This window comes from Paraburkholderia caledonica (assembly GCF_000383275.1).
Lineage (GTDB): Bacteria > Pseudomonadota > Gammaproteobacteria > Burkholderiales > Burkholderiaceae > Paraburkholderia > Paraburkholderia caledonica.
This window is the reverse complement of sequence record NZ_KB911043.1, coordinates 16,427-35,032: the sequence shown is the minus strand read 5'-3', so window position 1 is coordinate 35,032 and position 18,606 is coordinate 16,427. Positions and strand designations below refer to the sequence as shown.

Annotated in this window: 17 protein-coding genes; 12 read left to right on the top strand and 5 right to left on the bottom strand. The window is 63.5% G+C overall.

What is annotated here, in order from left to right; translation table 11 throughout:
* Positions 1-6 precede the first annotated feature (6 nt).
* From H281_RS0125150 to H281_RS0125125, 6 genes are read left to right on the top strand one after another with little or no spacing between them, the layout of a single operon-like run.
* Positions 7-558: a hypothetical protein gene (locus H281_RS0125150; RefSeq protein ID WP_020069901.1), complete on the top strand. Its 552-nt coding sequence runs from the start codon at positions 7-9 to the stop codon at positions 556-558.
* A gap of 59 nt (positions 559-617) precedes the next feature.
* A complete protein-coding gene (locus H281_RS0125145) occupies positions 618-2,021 on the top strand; it encodes a PelD GGDEF domain-containing protein (protein ID WP_020069900.1) in 1,404 nt (467 codons plus the stop codon).
* On the top strand, positions 2,014-3,063 hold the full coding sequence (locus H281_RS0125140; RefSeq protein ID WP_020069899.1) for a tetratricopeptide repeat protein: 1,050 nt from the start codon (positions 2,014-2,016) through the stop codon (positions 3,061-3,063). The genes H281_RS0125145 and H281_RS0125140 overlap by 8 nt, the downstream gene beginning before the upstream one ends.
* Positions 3,060-4,697: a GT4 family glycosyltransferase PelF gene (gene pelF / locus H281_RS0125135; protein WP_027804928.1), complete on the top strand. Its 1,638-nt coding sequence runs from the start codon at positions 3,060-3,062 to the stop codon at positions 4,695-4,697. The genes H281_RS0125140 and pelF overlap by 4 nt, the downstream gene beginning before the upstream one ends.
* Positions 4,697-6,070: an exopolysaccharide Pel transporter PelG gene (gene pelG / locus H281_RS0125130; protein WP_020069897.1), complete on the top strand. Its 1,374-nt coding sequence runs from the start codon at positions 4,697-4,699 to the stop codon at positions 6,068-6,070. The genes pelF and pelG overlap by 1 nt, the downstream gene beginning before the upstream one ends.
* Before the next feature lie 14 nt (positions 6,071-6,084).
* Positions 6,085-6,987, top strand: coding sequence for an endo alpha-1,4 polygalactosaminidase (locus tag H281_RS0125125; protein ID WP_020069896.1), 903 nt, complete (start codon positions 6,085-6,087; stop codon positions 6,985-6,987).
* A gap of 37 nt (positions 6,988-7,024) precedes the next feature.
* Here H281_RS0125125 and H281_RS0125120 read toward each other — a convergent pair whose 3' ends face one another.
* A complete protein-coding gene (locus tag H281_RS0125120) occupies positions 7,025-7,645 on the bottom strand; it encodes a LysE/ArgO family amino acid transporter (protein WP_020069895.1) in 621 nt (206 codons plus the stop codon).
* Between the two features lie 97 nt (positions 7,646-7,742).
* On the opposite strand from H281_RS0125120, the gene H281_RS0125115 reads away from it, so the two are divergent.
* The gene (locus tag H281_RS0125115; protein ID WP_020069894.1) at positions 7,743-8,636 is read left to right on the top strand and encodes a LysR family transcriptional regulator ArgP; all 894 of its coding nucleotides are present in this window, start codon (positions 7,743-7,745) and stop codon (positions 8,634-8,636) included.
* Positions 8,637-8,746: 110 nt separating this feature from the next.
* Here H281_RS0125115 and H281_RS0125110 read toward each other — a convergent pair whose 3' ends face one another.
* Both H281_RS0125110 and H281_RS0125105 read right to left on the bottom strand, forming a co-directional pair.
* Positions 8,747-10,003 carry an MFS transporter gene (locus H281_RS0125110; protein WP_020069893.1) on the bottom strand — a complete coding sequence of 419 codons (1,257 nt, stop codon included), beginning with the start codon at positions 10,001-10,003 and terminating at the stop codon, positions 8,747-8,749.
* On the bottom strand, positions 10,000-10,974 hold the full coding sequence (locus tag H281_RS0125105; RefSeq protein ID WP_027804927.1) for a PRC-barrel domain-containing protein: 975 nt from the start codon (positions 10,972-10,974) through the stop codon (positions 10,000-10,002). Before H281_RS0125105 ends, H281_RS0125110 begins: the two co-directional genes overlap by 4 nt.
* A 466-nt stretch (positions 10,975-11,440) precedes the next feature.
* Between H281_RS0125105 and H281_RS0125100 the strand changes: the two genes are divergently transcribed.
* The 3 genes from H281_RS0125100 to H281_RS0125090 all read left to right on the top strand — a co-directional run bounded on the left by H281_RS0125100 (position 11,441) and on the right by H281_RS0125090 (position 14,362).
* A complete protein-coding gene (locus tag H281_RS0125100; RefSeq protein WP_027804926.1) occupies positions 11,441-12,823 on the top strand; it encodes an NCS2 family permease in 1,383 nt (460 codons plus the stop codon).
* A gap of 251 nt (positions 12,824-13,074) precedes the next feature.
* Positions 13,075-13,500 carry an ArsR/SmtB family transcription factor gene (locus tag H281_RS0125095; RefSeq protein WP_020069890.1) on the top strand — a complete coding sequence of 142 codons (426 nt, stop codon included), beginning with the start codon at positions 13,075-13,077 and terminating at the stop codon, positions 13,498-13,500.
* A 91-nt stretch (positions 13,501-13,591) separates the two neighbouring features.
* Complete coding sequence (locus tag H281_RS0125090) at positions 13,592-14,362, top strand: DUF899 domain-containing protein (protein WP_020069889.1); 771 nt, start codon at positions 13,592-13,594, stop codon at positions 14,360-14,362.
* 34 nt (positions 14,363-14,396) lie between these two features.
* On the opposite strand, the gene H281_RS0125085 is transcribed toward H281_RS0125090, so the two are convergent.
* Both H281_RS0125085 and H281_RS0125080 read right to left on the bottom strand, forming a co-directional pair.
* Positions 14,397-14,579 (bottom strand): hypothetical protein, encoded by a 183-nt coding sequence (locus H281_RS0125085; protein WP_020069888.1) that lies wholly within the window; start codon positions 14,577-14,579, stop codon positions 14,397-14,399.
* A 129-nt stretch (positions 14,580-14,708) separates the two neighbouring features.
* A complete protein-coding gene (locus tag H281_RS0125080; protein ID WP_020069887.1) occupies positions 14,709-15,620 on the bottom strand; it encodes an NAD-dependent epimerase/dehydratase family protein in 912 nt (303 codons plus the stop codon).
* A 117-nt stretch (positions 15,621-15,737) separates the two neighbouring features.
* Here H281_RS0125080 and H281_RS0125075 point away from each other — a divergent pair, with 117 nt between their 5' ends.
* Together H281_RS0125075 and hutH are read left to right on the top strand one after the other, a co-directional pair.
* Positions 15,738-16,676, top strand: coding sequence for a LysR family transcriptional regulator (locus tag H281_RS0125075; protein WP_020069886.1), 939 nt, complete (start codon positions 15,738-15,740; stop codon positions 16,674-16,676).
* Between the two features lie 343 nt (positions 16,677-17,019).
* Positions 17,020-18,543, top strand: coding sequence for a histidine ammonia-lyase (gene hutH, locus H281_RS0125070; RefSeq protein WP_020069885.1), 1,524 nt, complete (start codon positions 17,020-17,022; stop codon positions 18,541-18,543).
* Positions 18,544-18,606 lie beyond the last annotated feature (63 nt).

The window sequence follows — 18,606 nt, the reverse complement described above, 5'->3', positions numbered from 1 at the left end:
GGTTCGATGAACAACATGAAAAGATGGTCCGGCCTCATCAAATGGTCCGTGGCGGTGACGGCGACGGCACTCGTGCTCGGCGCGTGCGGTTCCATCCGCCAAACGGGCTCGCCGGCGCTCGGCGCCAAGGACTCGGTTGCGGTCGTGTCGATGGCGAACTTCACCGAAACGCCGGCGGCGGGCAGCAGCGCGGCTGCGATCGCGGCCAACACGCTGCGCGCGAACGGCCTGACGGATGTGCGGATCGCTCCCGCCGATGCATCGGCGAACGCGATGTTCGACACCGCGCAGCGCGATCTCGGCGAGAAAAAACTCGCATGGGCGCGTGAGCAGCATGTGAAATACGTGCTGACCGGCGCAGTGGAAGAGTGGCGCTACAAGGTGGGCGTGGACGGGGAGCCGGTAGCGGGCGTCACCTTCGAACTGATCGACGTCGCATCGGGTCAGGTGGTCTGGAGCGCCACGGGTTCGAAGAGCGGATGGACGCGCTCCAGTCTTGCAAGCGTTGCTTCGTCGTTGATCGGCAGTCTGTTGTCGCCGCTGCGCTCGCGCGGTTGATCCACGCGCCGCGCAGGCACGCTGTCATTCGTATCTCGAGATGTCATGAGGAGTCGGCTGTGAATACCGTCACCGCGCAATCCGCCGCCAGTGCGGCGAAGCCGCGCCATTCGAATCCGCTCGGCAACCTGAGCGCGTTGCGGCGCATCGTTGCGCCCGCGGTGGCTCGGCCGTTTTCAATTGTCGAGACGATCGTGTTCGTTGCGGCGGCCGGCGCGTTGAGCTGGGCGCTCGACCGCAACGACCCGTTCCTGCTGCATACTGGTTTTCCGTGGCTATGGTTCGCGCCGCTGATCGTCGCGCTGCGCTACGGCACGCTGCTCGGCTTGCTCGCCTGCGCGATGCTGATCGGCGCATGGCAGGTGCTGATGCACGGCAGCCCCGACGCATGGCCGACGCTGTTCTTCACCGGCGGTCTGTTGCAGACCATCGTTGCCGGTCACTTCGGCGATACGTGGGGCAACCGGGCGCAACGCGCGAACGCGTTGAACGACTACCTGAACGACCGGCTCGTCGCGATTACGAACAGCCATTACCTGATGCGCCTGTCGCACGAGCGGCTCGAAAAAGATCTGTTGTCGAAGCCGACCACGTTGCGCGATTCGATTACCGAACTGCGCCGTCTGTCGGTCGCACATGGGCTCGATAGTGCGAAGGACGTGCCGTCGCACGATCTGCCGGGCGCGCACGCGCTGCTCGAATTCGTCGCGCAGGCATGTCAGATCGAAGTGGCCGCGCTGTACCCCGTGCACGGCGGCAAGCTCGGGCGTGAAACGCTCGCCCGGATCGGCGATGCGTTCGAGCTCGACCCGCGCGACGAACTCGTCGCACGGGCGCTCGAAACCCAGGCCGTCGCGCATCTGAAGAGCGGCGAGCATCCTGTCACGAACACGGGCCTGCTCGTGTGTGCGCCGATGATCTCGGCGGACGGGCGGCTCATCGCCGTGCTGGCGATCAAGCGCATGCCGTTCCTGTCGCTGAACTTCGACAACCTGCAATTGCTGCTGGTGCTGCTCGGCTATTACGCTGACGGCGTCGAACACTCGCAGCAGGTACGCACGATTCTCGATGCATTGCCCGACTGCCCATACGAGTTCGCGCTCGACGTGAGCCGCCTCACGCGCCTCGAACACGCGGCGGGCATTACGTCGTCGCTCGTCGCGCTGGTGTTCCCGCACGACGACGAGGGCGACTCGTTCTTCGAACACGTGATGCGTCGCCGGCGTGCTCTCGATCTGATGTGGCCGGTCAAGGCCGCGGGGCAGTCGGTGCTGATCAATCTGATGCCGGCGACCGATGCGACCGGCGTGGACGGTTATCTCGCGCGGATCGAAGCGAGCCTGCGCGCGCAGTTCAATCTCGATCTCGAAGGCGCGCGCATCGGCGTGCATACGCTGCATCTCGGCGGCGAGCCGGCTCCGGCGTTGAAGCGTCTTCTCGTGCGCAGTGGCGTCGATGTCTGAAACCGTTCGCCCTCACTCCATAGGCCGCGCGTCGCGCGTACTTCGCGCTTTCGCCGCTTTCGCGGGCATCGTGCTCGTCGTGCTGCTGCAATGTGCGTTGGTCTGGCGCGTCGCGAACGGGCAGGTGGCGTTCGACCCGCTGCTGCCCGTCGTCGCGATCAATCTGATCGGCGGTGCATTGCAGGCGCTCCTGTTTCGCGCGCTGTTACCGCAGCACTATCGCGAGCCGCGCGGCTGGAGCTTGCTGCTGCTGTGGCTCGGGTGCGCATTCGTGCCGCTGTTCGGCGGCCTCGTCGTACTCGTGAGTTGTGCGTGGGCCGCCTGCTATCCGCGTTCACACGGCGGCGAGGAACTGGACGACGTGCCGGCGCCCGAATTCGTCACGCACCTGATGTCGCGCGTATCGCATGGCGGCGGCGCGCGCTTGCAGGCTCGCATCGTCAATACGCAGGTGAATGCGTCGGATCGCCTTTCGGCGCTCGTCGCGATCCAGAGCATGCCGACGCGCACTACGGGCACGCTGCTGCGCGAACTGCTTGCGGACCCGGTTGAAGACGTGCGCCTGATTGCTTACGGCACGCTGGACCAGGCGGAAAACGAAGTGACGCAGCGCATTTTCCAGACCGGGCAAAGCCTCGAGATGGCGAGCACCGACGATCAGCGTCACGCGATCAATCGTCAGCTTGCGGAGTTGTACTTCGAGCTGATCTATCAGAACCTGGTGCAAGGCGCGGTCTACCGGCACACGCTCGAACAGGCCGATCGCCACGCACGCGCGGCGCTCGAGATCGACGACGGCGACGCCGCGCTGTGGATGATTCGCGGCCGCCTCGCTCTCGCGAACGGCGCCGCAGACGAAGCGGCCGACTACATGGCGCGTGCCCAGGCGCTGGGCTTCCCACGCGAACGCCTGGTGCCGTGGCTTGCCGAAGTCGAATTCCTGCGCGGGAATTTTGTGCGCGTATCCGAACTGTTGGCGTCGCTCGGCAATGCCGCGACGCTGCCGATGCTCAAACCTGTTGCGCGTTACTGGTCAACATGAAACCCTCACTGATGCGCCGCGCCGCGGACGCCGATGTCTGCCTGCTGCTCGAAGGCACGTTCCCCTATGTGCGCGGCGGCGTATCGAGCTGGGTCAACGGCATGATCCGCTCGTATCCGGAGCTGCGCTTTTCGATCGTGTTCGTCGGCAGCCGCGAAGAAGACTACGAAGGTGCGGCGTATGCGCTGCCGGATAACGTGGTCCATTTCGAAGCCCACTATCTATACGAAGCGGCTCATGCCGATAAAGACGCGTCGCGTGAAATTCCCGGCGACGCGCAGGCATTCGCGCGCTCGGCCGCGTTGCACGACGCATGGCGCAACCGCGGCAATTCCGACGCGGCGTCGGACCCCGGCGCGCTGATGGCCGACATGGTGCAAATGATCGGCGACAACGGGCCGCTGAACGAGGAGCAGTTCCTGTCGAGCCGCGCCGCATGGGACTTTATCGTCGACCAGTACGATCGGTATTGCACGGACCCGTCGTTTACCGACTACTTCTGGACCGTGCGCATCATGCACAAACCGCTGTGGCAGCTCGCGCGCGTCGCGGAGCAAGTGCCGCCGGCGAAGGTGTACCACACGGTGTCGACGGGCTATGCGGGTTTTCTCGGCGCGCTGCTGCATTACCGGAGCGGTCGGCCGCTGCTCGTGTCGGAACACGGCATCTATACGAAAGAGCGCAAGATCGATCTGCTGCAAAGCCAGTGGATACGCGACAACCGCGGCGCATTCGAGCGCGACATCTCGAAGATCAGTTACTTCCGCGAACTGTGGGTGCGTTTCTTCGAAGCGCTCGGCAAGCTCGCCTACGACGCCGCCGACGACATCGTCGCGCTGTACGAGACCAATCGGCAACGGCAGATCGCGGACGGCGCACTCGCTTCGCGCACGCGCAACATTCCGAACGGTGTGGATGTCGACGCACTGGCGCCGCTCGTCGAACAACGCGTCGCACGGCCGCGCAACGTAGTCGCGCTGATTGGCCGCGTGGTGCCGATCAAGGACATCAAGACCTTTATTCGCGCGCTCTTTATCGCGTCGCGGACCATGCCGGATATTGAAGGCTGGATCGTCGGACCGGAGGAAGAAGATGCGGCCTACGCCCTCGAGTGCCGCGCGCTGGTGCAAAGTCTCGGGCTCGCGAAGAACGTGAAATTCCTCGGCTTCCAGCGCATCGACGAAATCTTGCCGCAAATCGACGTCATCGCGCTGACGTCGATCAGCGAGGCGTTGCCGCTCGTGGTGCTGGAAGGCTTCGCAGCGGGCGTGCCTTCCATCACGACGGACGTTGGCTCGTGCCGTCAACTGATCGACGGTTACGGTGACGAAGACCGCGCGCTGGGCTCGGCGGGCAGCGTCGTGCCCATCGCGAATCCGGCAGCGTTCGCGCAGGCCGTGCTCGATCTGCTCGGCGACGAACCACGCTGGCTCGCGGCGCAGCAGGCGGGCCTTGCGCGGGTGCGGCGTTTTTACACGAAGAAGCAGATGATCGATCAATACCGCGTGCTGTACGAACGTCTGACGGCCGCGCCCACACGTGACGGACGCGAGAGCGGCAACGCGGCCGCTGCGCGCGGCGGCTGCCCGATGCATCACGGCAACGCGCAAACCCAACCGCGAGAGGTGCGCTGATGGCCGGCATCGGTTTCGAGCTCCGCAAGATACTCAAGCACCAGACGCTCTTCGGCGTCGCGCGCGCCTATGCGTACGCGGGGCTGATCAGCTCCGGGCCGCTCATTCTGTCGATCTTCGGGATTCTGATTATTGGTGTGCTGAGCCTCGCGTTCGTGATTCCGAAGTACGCGATCGTGCAGTTCCAGGTGTCGGTGACTTACCTCGTCGCGTGCAGCCTGATTCTGACCGGGCCGCTGCAACTGTCGTTCACGCGCTTTATCTCCGACCGCCTGTTCGAAAAGCGCGACGACCTGGTACTGTCGAACTATAACGGCGTCGTGCTGATTTCAACGGCAGCCTCGGGTGTGCTCGGCGTGATCGCGGTCGCATTCGGCTTTCGCGGCGAGCCGCTGATTTACCGGCTGCTGATGGTGGCGGGGTTCGTGGTCGTCAGCAACATCTGGATCGCGGTGATTTTCCTGTCGAGCGTCAAGCAGTATCGGCAGATTCTCTACGTGTTCGCGCTTGGCTACGGCTGCACCGTGGCGTTCGCGCTGATGCTCAACCGTCATGGACTGCCCGGGCTGCTCGGCGGCTTCGTGGCGGGTCATGTCGTGCTGCTCGCCGGGCTGTCCGGGCTGATCTATCGCAACTATCGCAGCGAGCGCTTCATCTCGTTCGAGGTGCTGCAAAAACGCTTCGCGTATCCGAGTCTTGCGCTCGTCGGACTGCTGTTCAACCTTGGCGTGTGGATCGACAAATTCATGTTCTGGTACGCGCCGGACACCGGCGCGCGCGTGATCGGACCGCTGCATGCGTCGGTGATCTACGATATTCCGGTGTTCATTGCATACGTGTGCGTGATGCCCGGCATGGCAACCTTTCTCGTGCGGATCGAAGCGGATTTCGTCGAGTACTACGACCGCTTCTACGACGCAGTGCGCAGCGGCGCCACGCTGCGCCATATCAACGACATGCGCGACATGATGGTCGGCAGCGTGCGGGCAGGGCTGTACGAGATCGTGAAGGTGCAGGCGGTCGTGCTCCTGTTGATCCTCGCGTTCGGGCACCTCGTGCTGGAAGCATTGGGAATTTCAACGCTGTATTTGCCGCTGCTCATCGTGGATGTGATCTCGGCCAGTCTGCAAGTATTGCTGCTTGGCTTGCTCAATGTGTTCTTTTATCTCGACGCACGCCGTGCCGTGCTTAAACTCACGGCGGCGTTCGTCGTGCTGAACGCACTGTTCACGGGCATCACGCTCTGGCTCGGGCCTGACTTGTACGGCTACGGTTTCGCGCTCGCGCTGCTGCTCGTCGTGATGGCGGCCGTGACGCTGCTCGACCGCAAATTCGCGTCGCTCGAGTACGAGACTTACATGTTGCGCAACTAGGCGGGGATTCGCGGATGAGTATCGAAAAACGTCAGCGCCGCGACATGTGCGCGTTTTATCGGCGCGTAGTATGCGCGGCGCGTCTGGTGCTGGTGGGCCTGCTGTCTTCGATCGCGCACGAACGCGCGTGGGCCGACGCGGGAGCGGGGCCCTCGATTGCGCTCTTTTATGGCACGCAGCCGCCGGTCAGCCAGTTGCGCAACTTCGACGTCGCGGTGGTCGAACCCGACAGCGGCTTCGAGCCACTGAAGCACAAGAATCCGGACACCGCGTGGTTCGCTTATGTGAGCGTGGGGGAGGTGGAGCCGCAGCGTCCGTATTACGCTGCCATTCCGAAGGCCTGGCAACTGGGCGACAACACGGTGTGGGGCGCGAAGGTGATCGATCAGGACGCGGCGGACTGGCCCGCGTTCTACGTGGAGCATGTGATCGCTCCGCTATGGAAGAAAGGCTATCGCGGCTTTTTCCTCGACACTCTGGATTCTTACCAGATCGTCGCAAAGACGGACGCGGCGAGGGCGCGGCAGGAGCGTGGTCTCGTTGCTGTGGTCCGCGCGATCAAGGCGCGCTATCCGCGTGCACGGCTGATCTTCAATCGCGGGTTCGAAATCTTGCCGCAGGTTCACTCGCTCGTATATGCGGTCGCATTCGAATCGCTGTACCGAGGCTGGGACCAGGCGGGGAAGCGCTACACCGAGATTACGCAGGCCGATCGCGACTGGCTGCTCGCGCAGGCGAAAACGATTCGCGAGCAATACCGGCTGCCGGTCCTCGCAATCGACTATTGCGCGTCGGCCGACAGCGTCTGCGCCGCCGATACCGTCAACAGGATCAGCGCTGCGGGCCTAGTTCCATATGTCACGGACGGCGGCCTGCAGACGGTCGGCGTCGGGCCGGCTCGCGCAATGAGACAGTGAGGCAGTGAGGCAGTGAGCGGGCGAAGATTAGTTTGCTTCAACGCAACTGCGTCACGGCCAGCAACAACACCATGCTGCCGATCGCGCCATCCAGCACACGCCATGCGCTTGCCCGGCGAAACAGCGGCGCAAGCGCTCGTGCGCCGTATCCAAGCGCTATGAACCAGACGCAGCTCACCGCCATCGCACCGACGGCGAACGCGACGCGTGCGCCGTCGGGTTCGCGTGCCCCAGCAGTACCCACCAGCAAGAAAGTGTCGAGGTAAACGTGCGGGTTGAGCCACGTGAAGGCGAGCGTCATAAGCACGATCGGCATCGCGCGTTGCGCGGGCTGTGCGCCTCGGTTCGCGTCGGCGTCCATCACCGCATGCCCGGGCCGCACTGCGCGGCGCAATGCATTGATGCCGAACCACGCGAGATAGGCGAGGCCCACGTACAGCATGACATGCACGAACACCGGATAACGCTCGATCAGCACCGACGCGCCGCCGACACCCGCGCTAATCAGAATGCAGTCCGACACCGCGCATAGCGCGACGATCTTGCCCACATGCGAGCGCATGATGCCTTGCCGCAGTACGAAGGCGTTCTGCGCGCCGATGGTCACGATCAGCGACGCACATAACGCAGCGCCGTGAAAAAAAGACAGCCAGTTCATAGCGGATCCAGTAGACGGGAGAAGCGAACATGGCTAGTCTGCGGTTCTGTGTTTCATAAGAGAAGCTAATTTAGCTAACGGTGATTAAGGAACGCTAATGCTCGACTATGCGTTGCTGGACGCGCTCGCGGCCGTCGTGCGTCATGGCTCGTTCGACCGCGCAGCGAGTGAACTCAACGTCACGCCTTCGGCGGTATCGCAGCGGGTGAAGCTGCTCGAGGAGCGTGTGGGCAGTGTGCTCGTCAAGCGCGGTCAGCCGTGCGTCGCGACAACTTCTGGCGCGTTGCTGTGCCGTCATACCGAACGCGTGCAACTGCTGGAAGCGGAATTGACCGGTCGCGTGCCCGCGCTGCCGGGCGGTCTGGTCGACGCATGGCCGACGCTGCGCGTGGCGGTGAACGACGACAGCGTCGGCACCTGGTTCATCGACGCAGTTGCGCCGTTTTGCGCCGAGCGTCAAATGCTGCTCGACCTCGTGATCGACGATCAGGACCACACCGCGCAGCGGATTCGCGACGGCAGCGTGCAGGGCGCGGTGACCACTCAGGCGGAGCCGGTGCAAGGTTGCCGCTCGACGCGTCTTGGGCGCATGCGCTATCTCGCGGTCTGCTCGCCGGCATTTCTCGCGCGTCATTTCGCGGACGGCGTCACGCGCGACAGTTTGCGGCGCACGCCGTGCGTGGATTTCAATCCGAAAGACCAGTTGCAAAAACGCTTCATGCGCCGCATTACGCGAGCGGAGGTCGATCCGCCGTTGCACTGGATTCCGCATGTCGCCGGCTTTCTGCGCGCGTGCGTGACGGGTCTCGGCTGGGGCATGTGTCCCGAGCGCATGATCGCGTCGCATCTGGCGAGCGGTGAACTCGTAGACATGGCGCCAGGCAAGCATATCGACGTCGATCTCTACTGGCAGAGCTGGCGCCTGTCGATTGGCTGGCTGGACGACTTCAGCGCGGTGTTGCGCATGCGCGCGGCGGAGTTTCTGGATTGAGCGGCGTCGCCGCAGCGGCCCGGCATGCGTCGGGCGGCGCACAGGCCGACTGAATCGGGAGTCCGGTTCTGCCTGCGGTGCAACAGCGCCGCAGGCAAAACCATCGCGACTTACCTGACCGCCGACCCGCCGCCGTCCGCCACTGGCGCGCTGTCTTCTGCCGCTGCCGCGTCGCGCGTCTCCGGCATCGCCGCCCACACCAGCAAGACAGCCAGCGCACCCGCGGCGGCGAGTCCAAAAAACGCGACCGCATTGCCGAAATGATCGGCGATGAATCCGGCCGCGGTCGTACTCAACGTCGCGCCGATGCCCGCAGCAAGCCCGAACAGGCCGATGCAGAGGTTGTAGCGGCCCTTGCCGCCGGCCACATCGGCGGCGATCAGCGGCAGCATCACACCGAACACGGCCGCGCTCAAACCGTCGAGCATCTGCACGGGCACGAGGAGGTATGGGCTGCTGATTCCGGCGAACAGCAGCGCGCGGATCGGCAACGCCGAAAAGCCCAGCAGCAGGATAGGCCGGCGTCCCCAACGCTCGGCGGATCGGCCGACCCACGGGGACATCATTGCGACGATCGCCTGCGGCACGATGATGCACGCGGCGATCACGAGTTGCACGTTGTCGCCCATGCCGGCGGTCACTTCGCCGGCGGCGAGATTGAGCATCGCTGCATTGGACAGATGGAACAACACAATGCAGGCAGCGAACAGCAGCATGCGCCGGTCGCGCAGCAACTCGCGCAGGCTTTCGCGGCGCTCGGTCTCTTGCGGCGTCGGCGCGGCTTTTGGCAACTGGATCGTGTCGGTGCGCTGGATCATCGCCAATGCGAACAGCGCGGGCACGGCGAGCCCCGCGGTCAGCCAGAACACCGCGCGCGGCGAATAGTATTCGCCGAATACGCCCATGAGGCCGGCCGCAACCGCGCTGCCGATCGACGCCCAGCGCGCATTGCGCCCGAGCCGGTCGCCGAGATTCGCACGTCCGACGAGCGCAAACGAAATCGCGGCCAGTGCCGGCGTCAGCATGCAGCTGGCGAAGCCGTGAAAGACCTCGGCGGCGATCACCGGCAGCACAGTCGGACTCGTTGCCAGCAACACCGCGCTCAGGATGATCGCGAAGATCGCCCAAGCGGCCGCGCCTTTCTTGTTGCGCAACGCGTCGACGGCGGCGCCGCCTGGCACCTGACTCACCATTGCGCTGATCGTGCCGACCGACAACGCCATGCCGATCTCGCCCTGCGTCCACTTGTGCGACGCGAGATAGGACGCGATGAACGGTCCAAAACCCGTCTGCACATTGGCGACGAAGAAGTTCAGCCAATCGAGCGCGCGCAGACTTCGCGCAGTAACCAGAGTGCGGCCTGTCATCGGACCGCCCGTGCGTTGGAAGCGGCCGTGGCGGTCGGCCCGGACGCGGGCGCGGCAGCGGCAGCGGGCGCCGGCTGGGCGGGCGGCGCGGGTGATACCGCGCGGATCGGCTTGTCGTTCGCGTAGGGCGGCGTCGCGTTGATCTGCGCATCGCTCAAATCGATTTGCGGATGCAGTTCCTTGTCTTTCGCGACGAAGCGCAGCGCCGACCAGTTCGCCGCAATCGTGCGCCGCTCCGTGCTGACCATGCCGTTGACGTCCAGCACGACTGCCTGCGGCTGCGCATTGGCGTCGATCAGCACGTCGATCACGCGGCCTACTTTCGCGCCGTTCGAGCGCTCGACCGTCGCGTCGATCACCGGCAACTGCATCGCGGCATTCGCCTTCGCCGGATTTACCGGAGTTGCCGACGGATTCAGCGTGATCGGCGCGGCTTTCGCGGTCGGCGTGAAGCGGAATGCGTTCCACGCGAAATTGACCTTGCGATCGCCGACCCCAAGGAAACCTTGCAGATTGACCACGACTTCGCGCGGCTTGCCGCTCGCGTCCGCAATCATGTCGATTGCTCGCCCGACCACCTTGCCGTCCGGTTTCTGCACCTCGCTGTCGAGCAGCGTATGCGCGTCGTTGCGCTCGATCGTGCGCAGCACGATCAGCGGCGGGGGCGGCGGCGGTGGAGGCGGCGCAGCGACGACGGGCGGCGGCGGCTCGACTTTGTGCGGCTTGACGACCGGCTTCTTCGGCTTCTTCGGCTGCTCGGGTTCGGCGGCTTCGGTCTCGACCGGCTCGGGCGCGGAAGCGGCCACCGGCGCGCTTGCGGCTTCGACCGGCATGACCGTGGCTTCGACGATCGGCGCCTGCTGCGTTCCCCACAGCAGGCTGCTGCAGCCGGACAGTGCAAGAAGCGCCAGCAGCGCGAACGCCGCGAGGATCGTATGACGCCAGGCAGGAAGCGAAAAGCCGCCACTCATCAGGAAGAACTCCATGGACCGGGTGCGGCTGTAGAGCGCCGCGATTAAACAGTACGGCCCAGAGTTTAACCCGCGACGTCGAGCGGTCCGCTTTTGAGGGCCATGTGAGGGGTATGCCGCAAGCACGCTTCATGCCGCGCCGCATACGACCGTCACGCGCAGCGGGCATCTCGCAGCGTCCATCAAGCTCTCAAAACGCTTTCATATGTGGACGAGATAGCGTGACGAGCCGTAGGTGTTAACGCGCGGATCGCACATGCGCTTTGCCGTCGCTTGGACGATATAACTGTCGCGACATGCCCGGCATGCCATTCATGCGATGGGCGATATATTTGGGTTGCCCTACATTTCGAGACAGAAACGGGACACGAAGCGCCCGGAGCACATTAAACCAACGCAAAGAGACGAACCTGATGACGGCCACTTCGACGGCCGTTTCAGCATGCTGATAAAGGAGGCACTCATCATGATGGAACCCCACGCCCAGCCGCTTTCCGAAGCCGGCGCCGAGTCATTCGACACCAAGGGCTTTCTCGACCGCTACTTCGAAATTTCCTCGCGCGGCAGTTCGCAGCGCCAGGAGATCGTCGCGGGCATCACGACCTTCCTCGCGATGGTCTATTCCGTGTTCGTCGTGCCGGGCATGTTCGGTAAAGCGGGCTTCGACACGAGCGCGGTGTTCGTGGCCGTGTGTCTCACGACCGCGTTCGGCTCGTTGCTGATGGGCGTGTGGGCGCGCCTGCCGATCGCGATCGGCTGCGCCATTTCGCTGACCGCGTTCACGGCGTTCGGTCTCGTGCTCGGCAAGGGCTTGCATCCGACAGTCGCGCTCGGCGCGGTCTTTCTGATGGGTGTCGTGTTCACCGCGATCTCGGTGACGGGCGTGCGTTCGTGGATTCTGCGCAATCTGCCCACGGGCATCGCGCATGGCACGGGCATCGGCATCGGGCTGTTCCTGTTGCTGATCGCCGCCAACGACGTGGGGCTCGTCGTGAAGAATCCGGGCGCCGGTTTGCCGGTCTCGCTCGGCAATATCACCGCACTGCCTGCGCTGATGTCTGTCGCGGGGCTCGCCGCGATTTTCGGGCTCGTGCGCCGCCGCGTGCCCGGCTCGATCCTGATCGTGATCATTGGAATTTCGGCCATTGCGCTGCTCGTCGATCCGGCCGTGTCGTTTCATGGCGTATTCGCCGTGCCGTCGTTGAGCGCGCCGGGGCACGAGTCGCTGATCGGTGCGATGGACATCAAGGGCGCGCTGTCGATGGCAGTATTGCCCAGCGTGCTCGCTCTCGTGATGACCGCTGTGTTCGACGCCACCGGGACGATTCGCGCGGTCGCCGGCCAGGCGGGCCAGCTCGATGAAAACGGCCGCATCATCAACGGTGGCCGCGCGCTCACGGCCGACTCGGTTAGCTCGATTTTCTCCGGCCTGCTCGGCGGCGCGCCAGCCGCGGCATACATTGAATCGACGGTCGGCGTGGCGGCCGGCGCGAAGACCGGCATGGCGGCAGCAGTGGTCGGCCTGCTGTTTCTCGGTGTGATGTTCTTCTCGCCGCTCGCGAGCCTCGTGCCGTCATACGCAACAGCGCCCGCGCTGATGTATGTCGGGCTGCTGATGCTGTCCAACGTCAGCAAGCTGCATATGGACGACATGGTCGACGCGATGTCCGGTCTCATGTGCGCGGTATTTATCGTGCTGACCGCGAATATCGTGACCGGCATCATGCTCGGTTTCGCAACGCTCGTGATCGGCCGCGTGGTGAGCGGCGAATACCGCAAGCTGAACGTGGGCACGGTGGCGATTGCGATTGTGCTGGTCGGGTTCTATCTCGGCGGATGGGCGATCTGATTTGCTCGGGACGTCGCGGCACAGCCGCGGCACGCTGAGTCATTTGCTGTAACGCGAGCACGGCGGAGTATCCCGGCGTGCCGCGGTCTGGACCGTAGTCGGTTGTTCTCCCTGACGCGGCACGTCGCAATGTTCGATCTGCGACGTGCCGCGTTTCTTTTTGCTCTGTGCGGGCGCCGGTTTTCTGCGTGCTCCGGAGAAACTGCGTACCTGTTCTTGACATTCGCGAGTTCGTTTATAAACTTAACCTCATGGTTAAGTTTAATGAAGCGTTGCTCGACCGCACATTTGCGGCGTTGTCGGACCCCACGCGGCGTGCGCTGCTCGCGCGTTTGTCCGAAACCGAACTGTCGGTGAGTGAGCTTGCCGAGCCGTTCGCCATGTCCTTGCCGGCGGTGATGAAGCACCTCGACGTTCTCGCGGGGGCCGGCCTCATCACACGTAGCAAGAACGGCCGCACGGTCGCGTGCCGGCTTTGTGCCGGACCGATGGAAGAAGCCATGGCGTGGCTCGGCCGCTATGAGCGCTTCTGGGCGAAATCGCTCGATCGTCTGGCCGCTTTCGTCGAAGAAGACGAAGCGCCGCGCGCGTCAAAGCCAGCCCGCCGTGTCGCTGCACTGTCTACACCGGGGCCGCGCAGATCTTCGCCGTCGCGTGGAAAGCGGCGCGGCTCGTGACGCGCAGACCGGTCTGCCGTGCGCGAGTCGTCGATGAGTTGCACATGCCGCGTATTTACATGCCGTGTACGTCATTGTGAAGGAGCCGCAGATGGAACCGATGCAAACACCAAAGCAATCGCAGCAAGACCCGCAGCACCGGGTCGGCTCGCGGCAGGAATGGCTGGAGGCGAGCAGGGCGCTGCTAGTGGAAGAAAAAGCGCACATGCGCGCCGGTGACGAACTCGCCCGCAAGCGCCGCGAACTACCGTGGGTGAAGGTGGATAAAACGTACGTGTTCGATACGCCGCAAGGACGCAAGACACTTGCCGATCTCTTCGACGGGCGCAGTCAGTTGATCGTTTATCACTTCATGCTTGGCCCGGATTGGGAGGAGGGTTGTGTTGGCTGTTCGTTCCTGTCGGATCACATGACCGGGATCGTCACGCATCTGGAACATCATGATGTTTCGTACGTGACCATCTCGCATGCGCCGCTCGCCAGGATAGAAGCGTTCAGAAAACGCATGGGCTGGACGTTCCCGTGGGTGTCGTCCGACGGAAGCGATTTCAATTTCGACTATCACGTGTCGTTCACGCCCGAACAACTGGCGAGCAAGAAGGCCTTCTATAACTTCGTCGAGCAGGACGTCGGCATCGACGAACTACACGGTCATAGCGTCTTCTATAAAGACGCGAACGGCGACGTTTATCACACGTATTCCTGCTATGGCCGCGGCGACGAGCGGTTCATCAACACATACGCGCATCTGGACGTTACGCCGAAAGGGCGCAATGAAAAGAGCAGTCTTATCGATTGGGTCAAGCACCACGACCGCTATGAAGAGAAAGAGGCGCACGGCGGTTGTGCCGCTTGTGGTTAGTGAATTGCGAGAGGAGGAATGGAGCGCCACGTGCCTACAGCGCCATGTCGAACGCGGGCTTGAGAAACAGTTCGATCGCCATTACGGCGAGACCCATTAAAGCTGCTGACAGCGTCAACGTGCCGTATTCGTCGTAGCGTGCATCGTAAAGGCACGCTACGACGAACAGGATCGCCAGCAGGTTGGTCAGCCAGTCGAAATTCAACGCCAAGGTCATCGATCAAATCCGGGCTCGTGTGCGGCTCGAGCATCGAGCCGCGCGGGTCAGATGAGCAGGATTCTATCGAGCCGAGCTTACGGATTCGCAACGCCGGCGCTTACACAAATTACGACGAAAACCGCGGACCTACGCCGCCGGGCCGGACATCATGTCGTGCTCGATCCAGTCGATCACCGACGTGCGTTTGGGCTGCCAGCCCAACAGCTTGCGTGCGCGCTCGCCGCGTACGCGGCTATTCGAGCCGAGTCCGTACGAAGCCATTTCGTAGCCCCATTCCTTTTGCGCTTCTTCGAGCGGCCAGTCTTGCGGCTCGCCGAGCTTCATCGCGCGCGCGATGGCCGCGCTCATTTCGCGGAACGACGCTTCGCCGCTTTCGACGAAGTAGAACGTGCCGGCCGGGCTCTTTTCCAGCGCGAGACGATAAAGCTCGGCGACGTCGTCGATATGCACGTTCGACCATGTGTTGCCGCCGCTGCCGACGTGTCGCACGACGCCGTTCTTTTGAGCCTGTCGCACGAGGCGCGGCAACTGCACGCTTGCGCTGCCCGCTACCGCGCCGTGGCCGTAGATCAGCGTATTGCACAGCACCGCCGAGCGGATGTTCTGTTGCGCGGCTTCGAGGACCCGGCGGTCGATCGCGACGCGCGCGGCCTTGTCGGCGGTCGGCTCCGGCAGAGCGTCTTCGTGATAGATGCGCGCTTCGGCCGCTTCGCCGCCCGATGCGTCGCCGACGATACTCGAACCGCTCGTGTGCAGGAACGGTTTGCCCGAGCCCGAGAGTCCTTCGATCAGCGCGCTCACTGCGCCTTCGTGATCGCTGCTGGCGGCGTTGATGACAGCGTCGGCGGCTTGCGCTTCGGCAATCAGCAACGCGCGGTCGTCGAGCGTGCCGATAACCGGCTCGATGCCGAGCCGTTTCAGTTCGTCGCTATGTTCGGGCTTGCGAATCAGACCGCGCACCCGATGACCGGCGCGCACGAGATGCGCCGCAATAGAACCGCCGATAAAACCGCCCGCGCCTGTAATGAATATCTTCAAGACCTTCTCCTGAGTGGAAATCTGAGTGGAAATCTGATGACAGGCAAGCAGTATCCGCCGTCTTCATTCTCGCAAAAAGCGTGTTAGTCTCAAATCAATCTTGACTGTGAATCAACAATGAAAACATCCACCGACGAGTTGCTGGTGTTCGTCAGCGTGATCGACAGCGGCTCGATCACGGCGGCTGCGGAAAAGCTCGGGCAGACCGTGTCAGGCGTGAGTCGCGCCCTTACTCGCCTCGAAAAGAAGCTGGACACGGCGCTGGTGAGGCGCACGACACGCCGTCTGCAATTGACCGAAGAGGGCGAAGGCTTCCTGCAGCGCGCCCGGGCGATTCTCGACGCGATGGAAGAAGCCGAGGAGTCCGTCACGCGCAAGCGCCGCAGGCCTTCGGGGCGCTTGCGCGTCGACGCGGCGTCGCCGTTCATGCTTCACTGCATTGCGCCGCATATGACGGCGTTTTCCGAGCTGTATCCTGAGATCCGACTGGAGTTGACCAGCAACGAGCGGATCGTCGATCTGCTGGAGCAGAAGGTGGATATCGCCATCCGGATTGGCGCGTTGCAGGACTCCACGCTGCATGCTCGCGCACTCGGCAGCAGCAAACTGCGCGTGGTCGCGAGTCCCGCGTATCTGGCCGAGCACGGCGAGCCCAGATCGGTCGATGCTTTGGCCGAGCATCGGCTGATCGGATTCACGGCGCCGGAGCATCTGAACCGCTGGCCGTTGCGCGAGCGAAGCACAGGCAAGGGGAAGGGGAACCGCAACGGCAACCGCAACGCCAACGCCAACGCGGAGCCGTTCAGGATCGAGCCGTCGATCACCGCATCGAGCGGCGAGACCTTACGGCAACTCGCGCTGTCGGGCTGGGGTATCGCGTGCCTCGCTGAATTCATGATAGCCGCCGACATCCGCGACGCCCGCCTCGTGCCGATTCTCGGCAATGTGCTACTCGACGAGCGCCAGCCAGTCAGCGCGGTGTATTACCAGAGCGCGTCGCTCGCGGGGCGCGTGCAATGTTTCCTGGATTTCATGGCGGCACGCGTGCAGTTGTAGCGCTGCATCCGGAGTCACCCGTTGTCGAAGGAAGCCCGCGGCTCGCATGAGTTGGCGGGCTTCGTTGCGTTATAGGGTGGGTTTTTCAGCGCTGCTCATCGATGCCGGGAAGGTTTTTGTCCGCATGGCGGCCATTATATTGGACGTGTATATACAAGTTGGCCGTTGCTGAAGGCAGCGGCTTCGGTCCGCGCTGGCGGCGCGAGCCGATCAAGGAACGCCTTACGATGCGGTGCAGACGGCCTTAGTGGAAAGCCCTGGTCTCGAAAGCATTAAAAACAAGTTGTATATACAAGACGGCGCGGCTAGACTTCTCTCAAATTGTATAGACAGGACAACAACCATGATGACTCTGAAGCCCGGCCACCTCACTCTCCCGCAACTGCGCCAGATCGCGCGGGAACATGTGCCGCTGCGACTCGATCCCGCAAGCCACGCGGCTATCGACGCATGTGCGAAAGCGGTAGCGGATATCGCCGCGAAGGGCGAACCCGCGTATGGCATCAACACGGGCTTTGGGCGTCTCGCGAGCACGCATATTCCGCATGACCAGCTCGAACTGCTGCAACGCAATCTGGTGTTGTCGCACGCGGTCGGGGTAGGCGAGCCGATGTCGCGCCCGGTCGTGCGTCTGTTGATTGCGTTGAAGTTGTCGAGCCTCGGGCGCGGCCATTCCGGCATTCGCCGCGAGGTCATGGAAGCGCTGATCACGCTGTACAACGCCGACGTGCTGCCGGTGATTCCGGTGAAGGGTTCGGTGGGCGCATCCGGCGACCTCGCGCCGCTCGCGCATATGTCGGCGGTTCTGCTCGGCGTAGGCGAGGTCTTCGCGAAAGGCGAACGTCTGCCGGCCACCGAAGGTCTCTCGCTCGTCGGTCTGAAGCCGCTCACCTTGCAAGCGAAGGAAGGCCTCGCGCTGCTGAACGGCACGCAGGCGTCGACTGCGCTCGCGCTTTACAACATGTTCGCGATCGAGGACCTGTATCGCACCGCGCTGGTGGCGGGCGCGTTGTCGGTCGATGCGGCGGCCGGTTCGGTCAAGCCGTTCGACGCGCGCATTCACGAGTTGCGCGGACATCAAGGCCAGATCGACGCGGCATCAGCATATCGCTCACTGCTGCAAGGTTCGGGCATCAACGTGTCGCACGCCGATTGCGACAAGGTGCAGGACCCGTACAGCCTGCGCTGCCAGCCGCAAGTCATGGGCGCGTGTCTCGACCAGATGCGTCACGCCGCCGACGTGCTGCTGCTCGAAGCCAATGCCGTGTCCGACAATCCGCTGATTTTCCCGGACACTGGCGAAGTGCTGTCTGGCGGCAACTTCCACGCGGAGCCGGTCGCGTTCGCCGCGGACAATCTCGCGCTCGCCGCCGCGGAAATCGGCGCGTTGGCCGAACGCCGCATCGCGTTGCTGATCGACGCGACGCTGTCGGGCCTGCCGCCGTTCCTCGTACGCGACGGCGGCGTGAACTCCGGCTTCATGATCGCCCACGTGACGGCTGCCGCGCTGGCATCGGAAAACAAGACGCTCGCGCATCCTGCTTCCGTCGATTCGTTGCCCACTTCCGCGAACCAGGAAGATCACGTGTCGATGGCCACGTTCGCTGCGCGCAAGCTTGGCGACATCGCCGAAAACACGGCCAATATTCTGTCGATCGAATTGCTTGCCGCCGCGCAAGGTGTGGATCTGCGCGCGCCGCACAAGACGAGCCCGAGTTTGCAGAAAGTGATGGACGTGGTGCGCAAGGACGTCGCGCATTACGAACTGGATCACTACTTCGCGCCGGACATCGCGGCCGTTACGCGTCTCGTGCAGAACGGCACGATCGCGAAGCTGAGCCCGTTTTCCTTCGTGTCCGAACAGTAAGCGAATTCGTGCGGGGCTACGTGCGATGAGGCGCCGCTCAGCATCTCTGAGCGGCACTCAGCG

Bases quoted from the DNA above. Each gene is read 5' to 3' on its own strand.
- H281_RS0125150 (WP_020069901.1), top strand. From the start codon at position 7: ATGAACAACATGAAAAGATGGTCCGGCCTCATCAAATGGTCCGTGGCG.
- H281_RS0125140 (WP_020069899.1), top strand. From the start codon at position 2,014: ATGTCTGAAACCGTTCGCCCTCACTCCATAGGCCGCGCGTCGCGCGTA.
- pelF (WP_027804928.1), top strand. From the start codon at position 3,060: ATGAAACCCTCACTGATGCGCCGCGCCGCGGACGCCGATGTCTGCCTG.
- pelG (WP_020069897.1), top strand. From the start codon at position 4,697: ATGGCCGGCATCGGTTTCGAGCTCCGCAAGATACTCAAGCACCAGACG.
- H281_RS0125125 (WP_020069896.1), top strand. From the start codon at position 6,085: ATGAGTATCGAAAAACGTCAGCGCCGCGACATGTGCGCGTTTTATCGG.
- H281_RS0125120 (WP_020069895.1), bottom strand. From the start codon at position 7,645: ATGAACTGGCTGTCTTTTTTTCACGGCGCTGCGTTATGTGCGTCGCTG.
- H281_RS0125115 (WP_020069894.1), top strand. From the start codon at position 7,743: ATGCTCGACTATGCGTTGCTGGACGCGCTCGCGGCCGTCGTGCGTCAT.
- H281_RS0125110 (WP_020069893.1), bottom strand. From the start codon at position 10,003: ATGACAGGCCGCACTCTGGTTACTGCGCGAAGTCTGCGCGCGCTCGAT.
- H281_RS0125105 (WP_027804927.1), bottom strand. From the start codon at position 10,974: ATGAGTGGCGGCTTTTCGCTTCCTGCCTGGCGTCATACGATCCTCGCG.
- H281_RS0125100 (WP_027804926.1), top strand. From the start codon at position 11,441: ATGATGGAACCCCACGCCCAGCCGCTTTCCGAAGCCGGCGCCGAGTCA.
- H281_RS0125095 (WP_020069890.1), top strand. From the start codon at position 13,075: ATGGTTAAGTTTAATGAAGCGTTGCTCGACCGCACATTTGCGGCGTTG.
- H281_RS0125090 (WP_020069889.1), top strand. From the start codon at position 13,592: ATGGAACCGATGCAAACACCAAAGCAATCGCAGCAAGACCCGCAGCAC.
- H281_RS0125085 (WP_020069888.1), bottom strand. From the start codon at position 14,579: ATGACCTTGGCGTTGAATTTCGACTGGCTGACCAACCTGCTGGCGATC.
- H281_RS0125075 (WP_020069886.1), top strand. From the start codon at position 15,738: ATGAAAACATCCACCGACGAGTTGCTGGTGTTCGTCAGCGTGATCGAC.
- hutH (WP_020069885.1), top strand. From the start codon at position 17,020: ATGATGACTCTGAAGCCCGGCCACCTCACTCTCCCGCAACTGCGCCAG.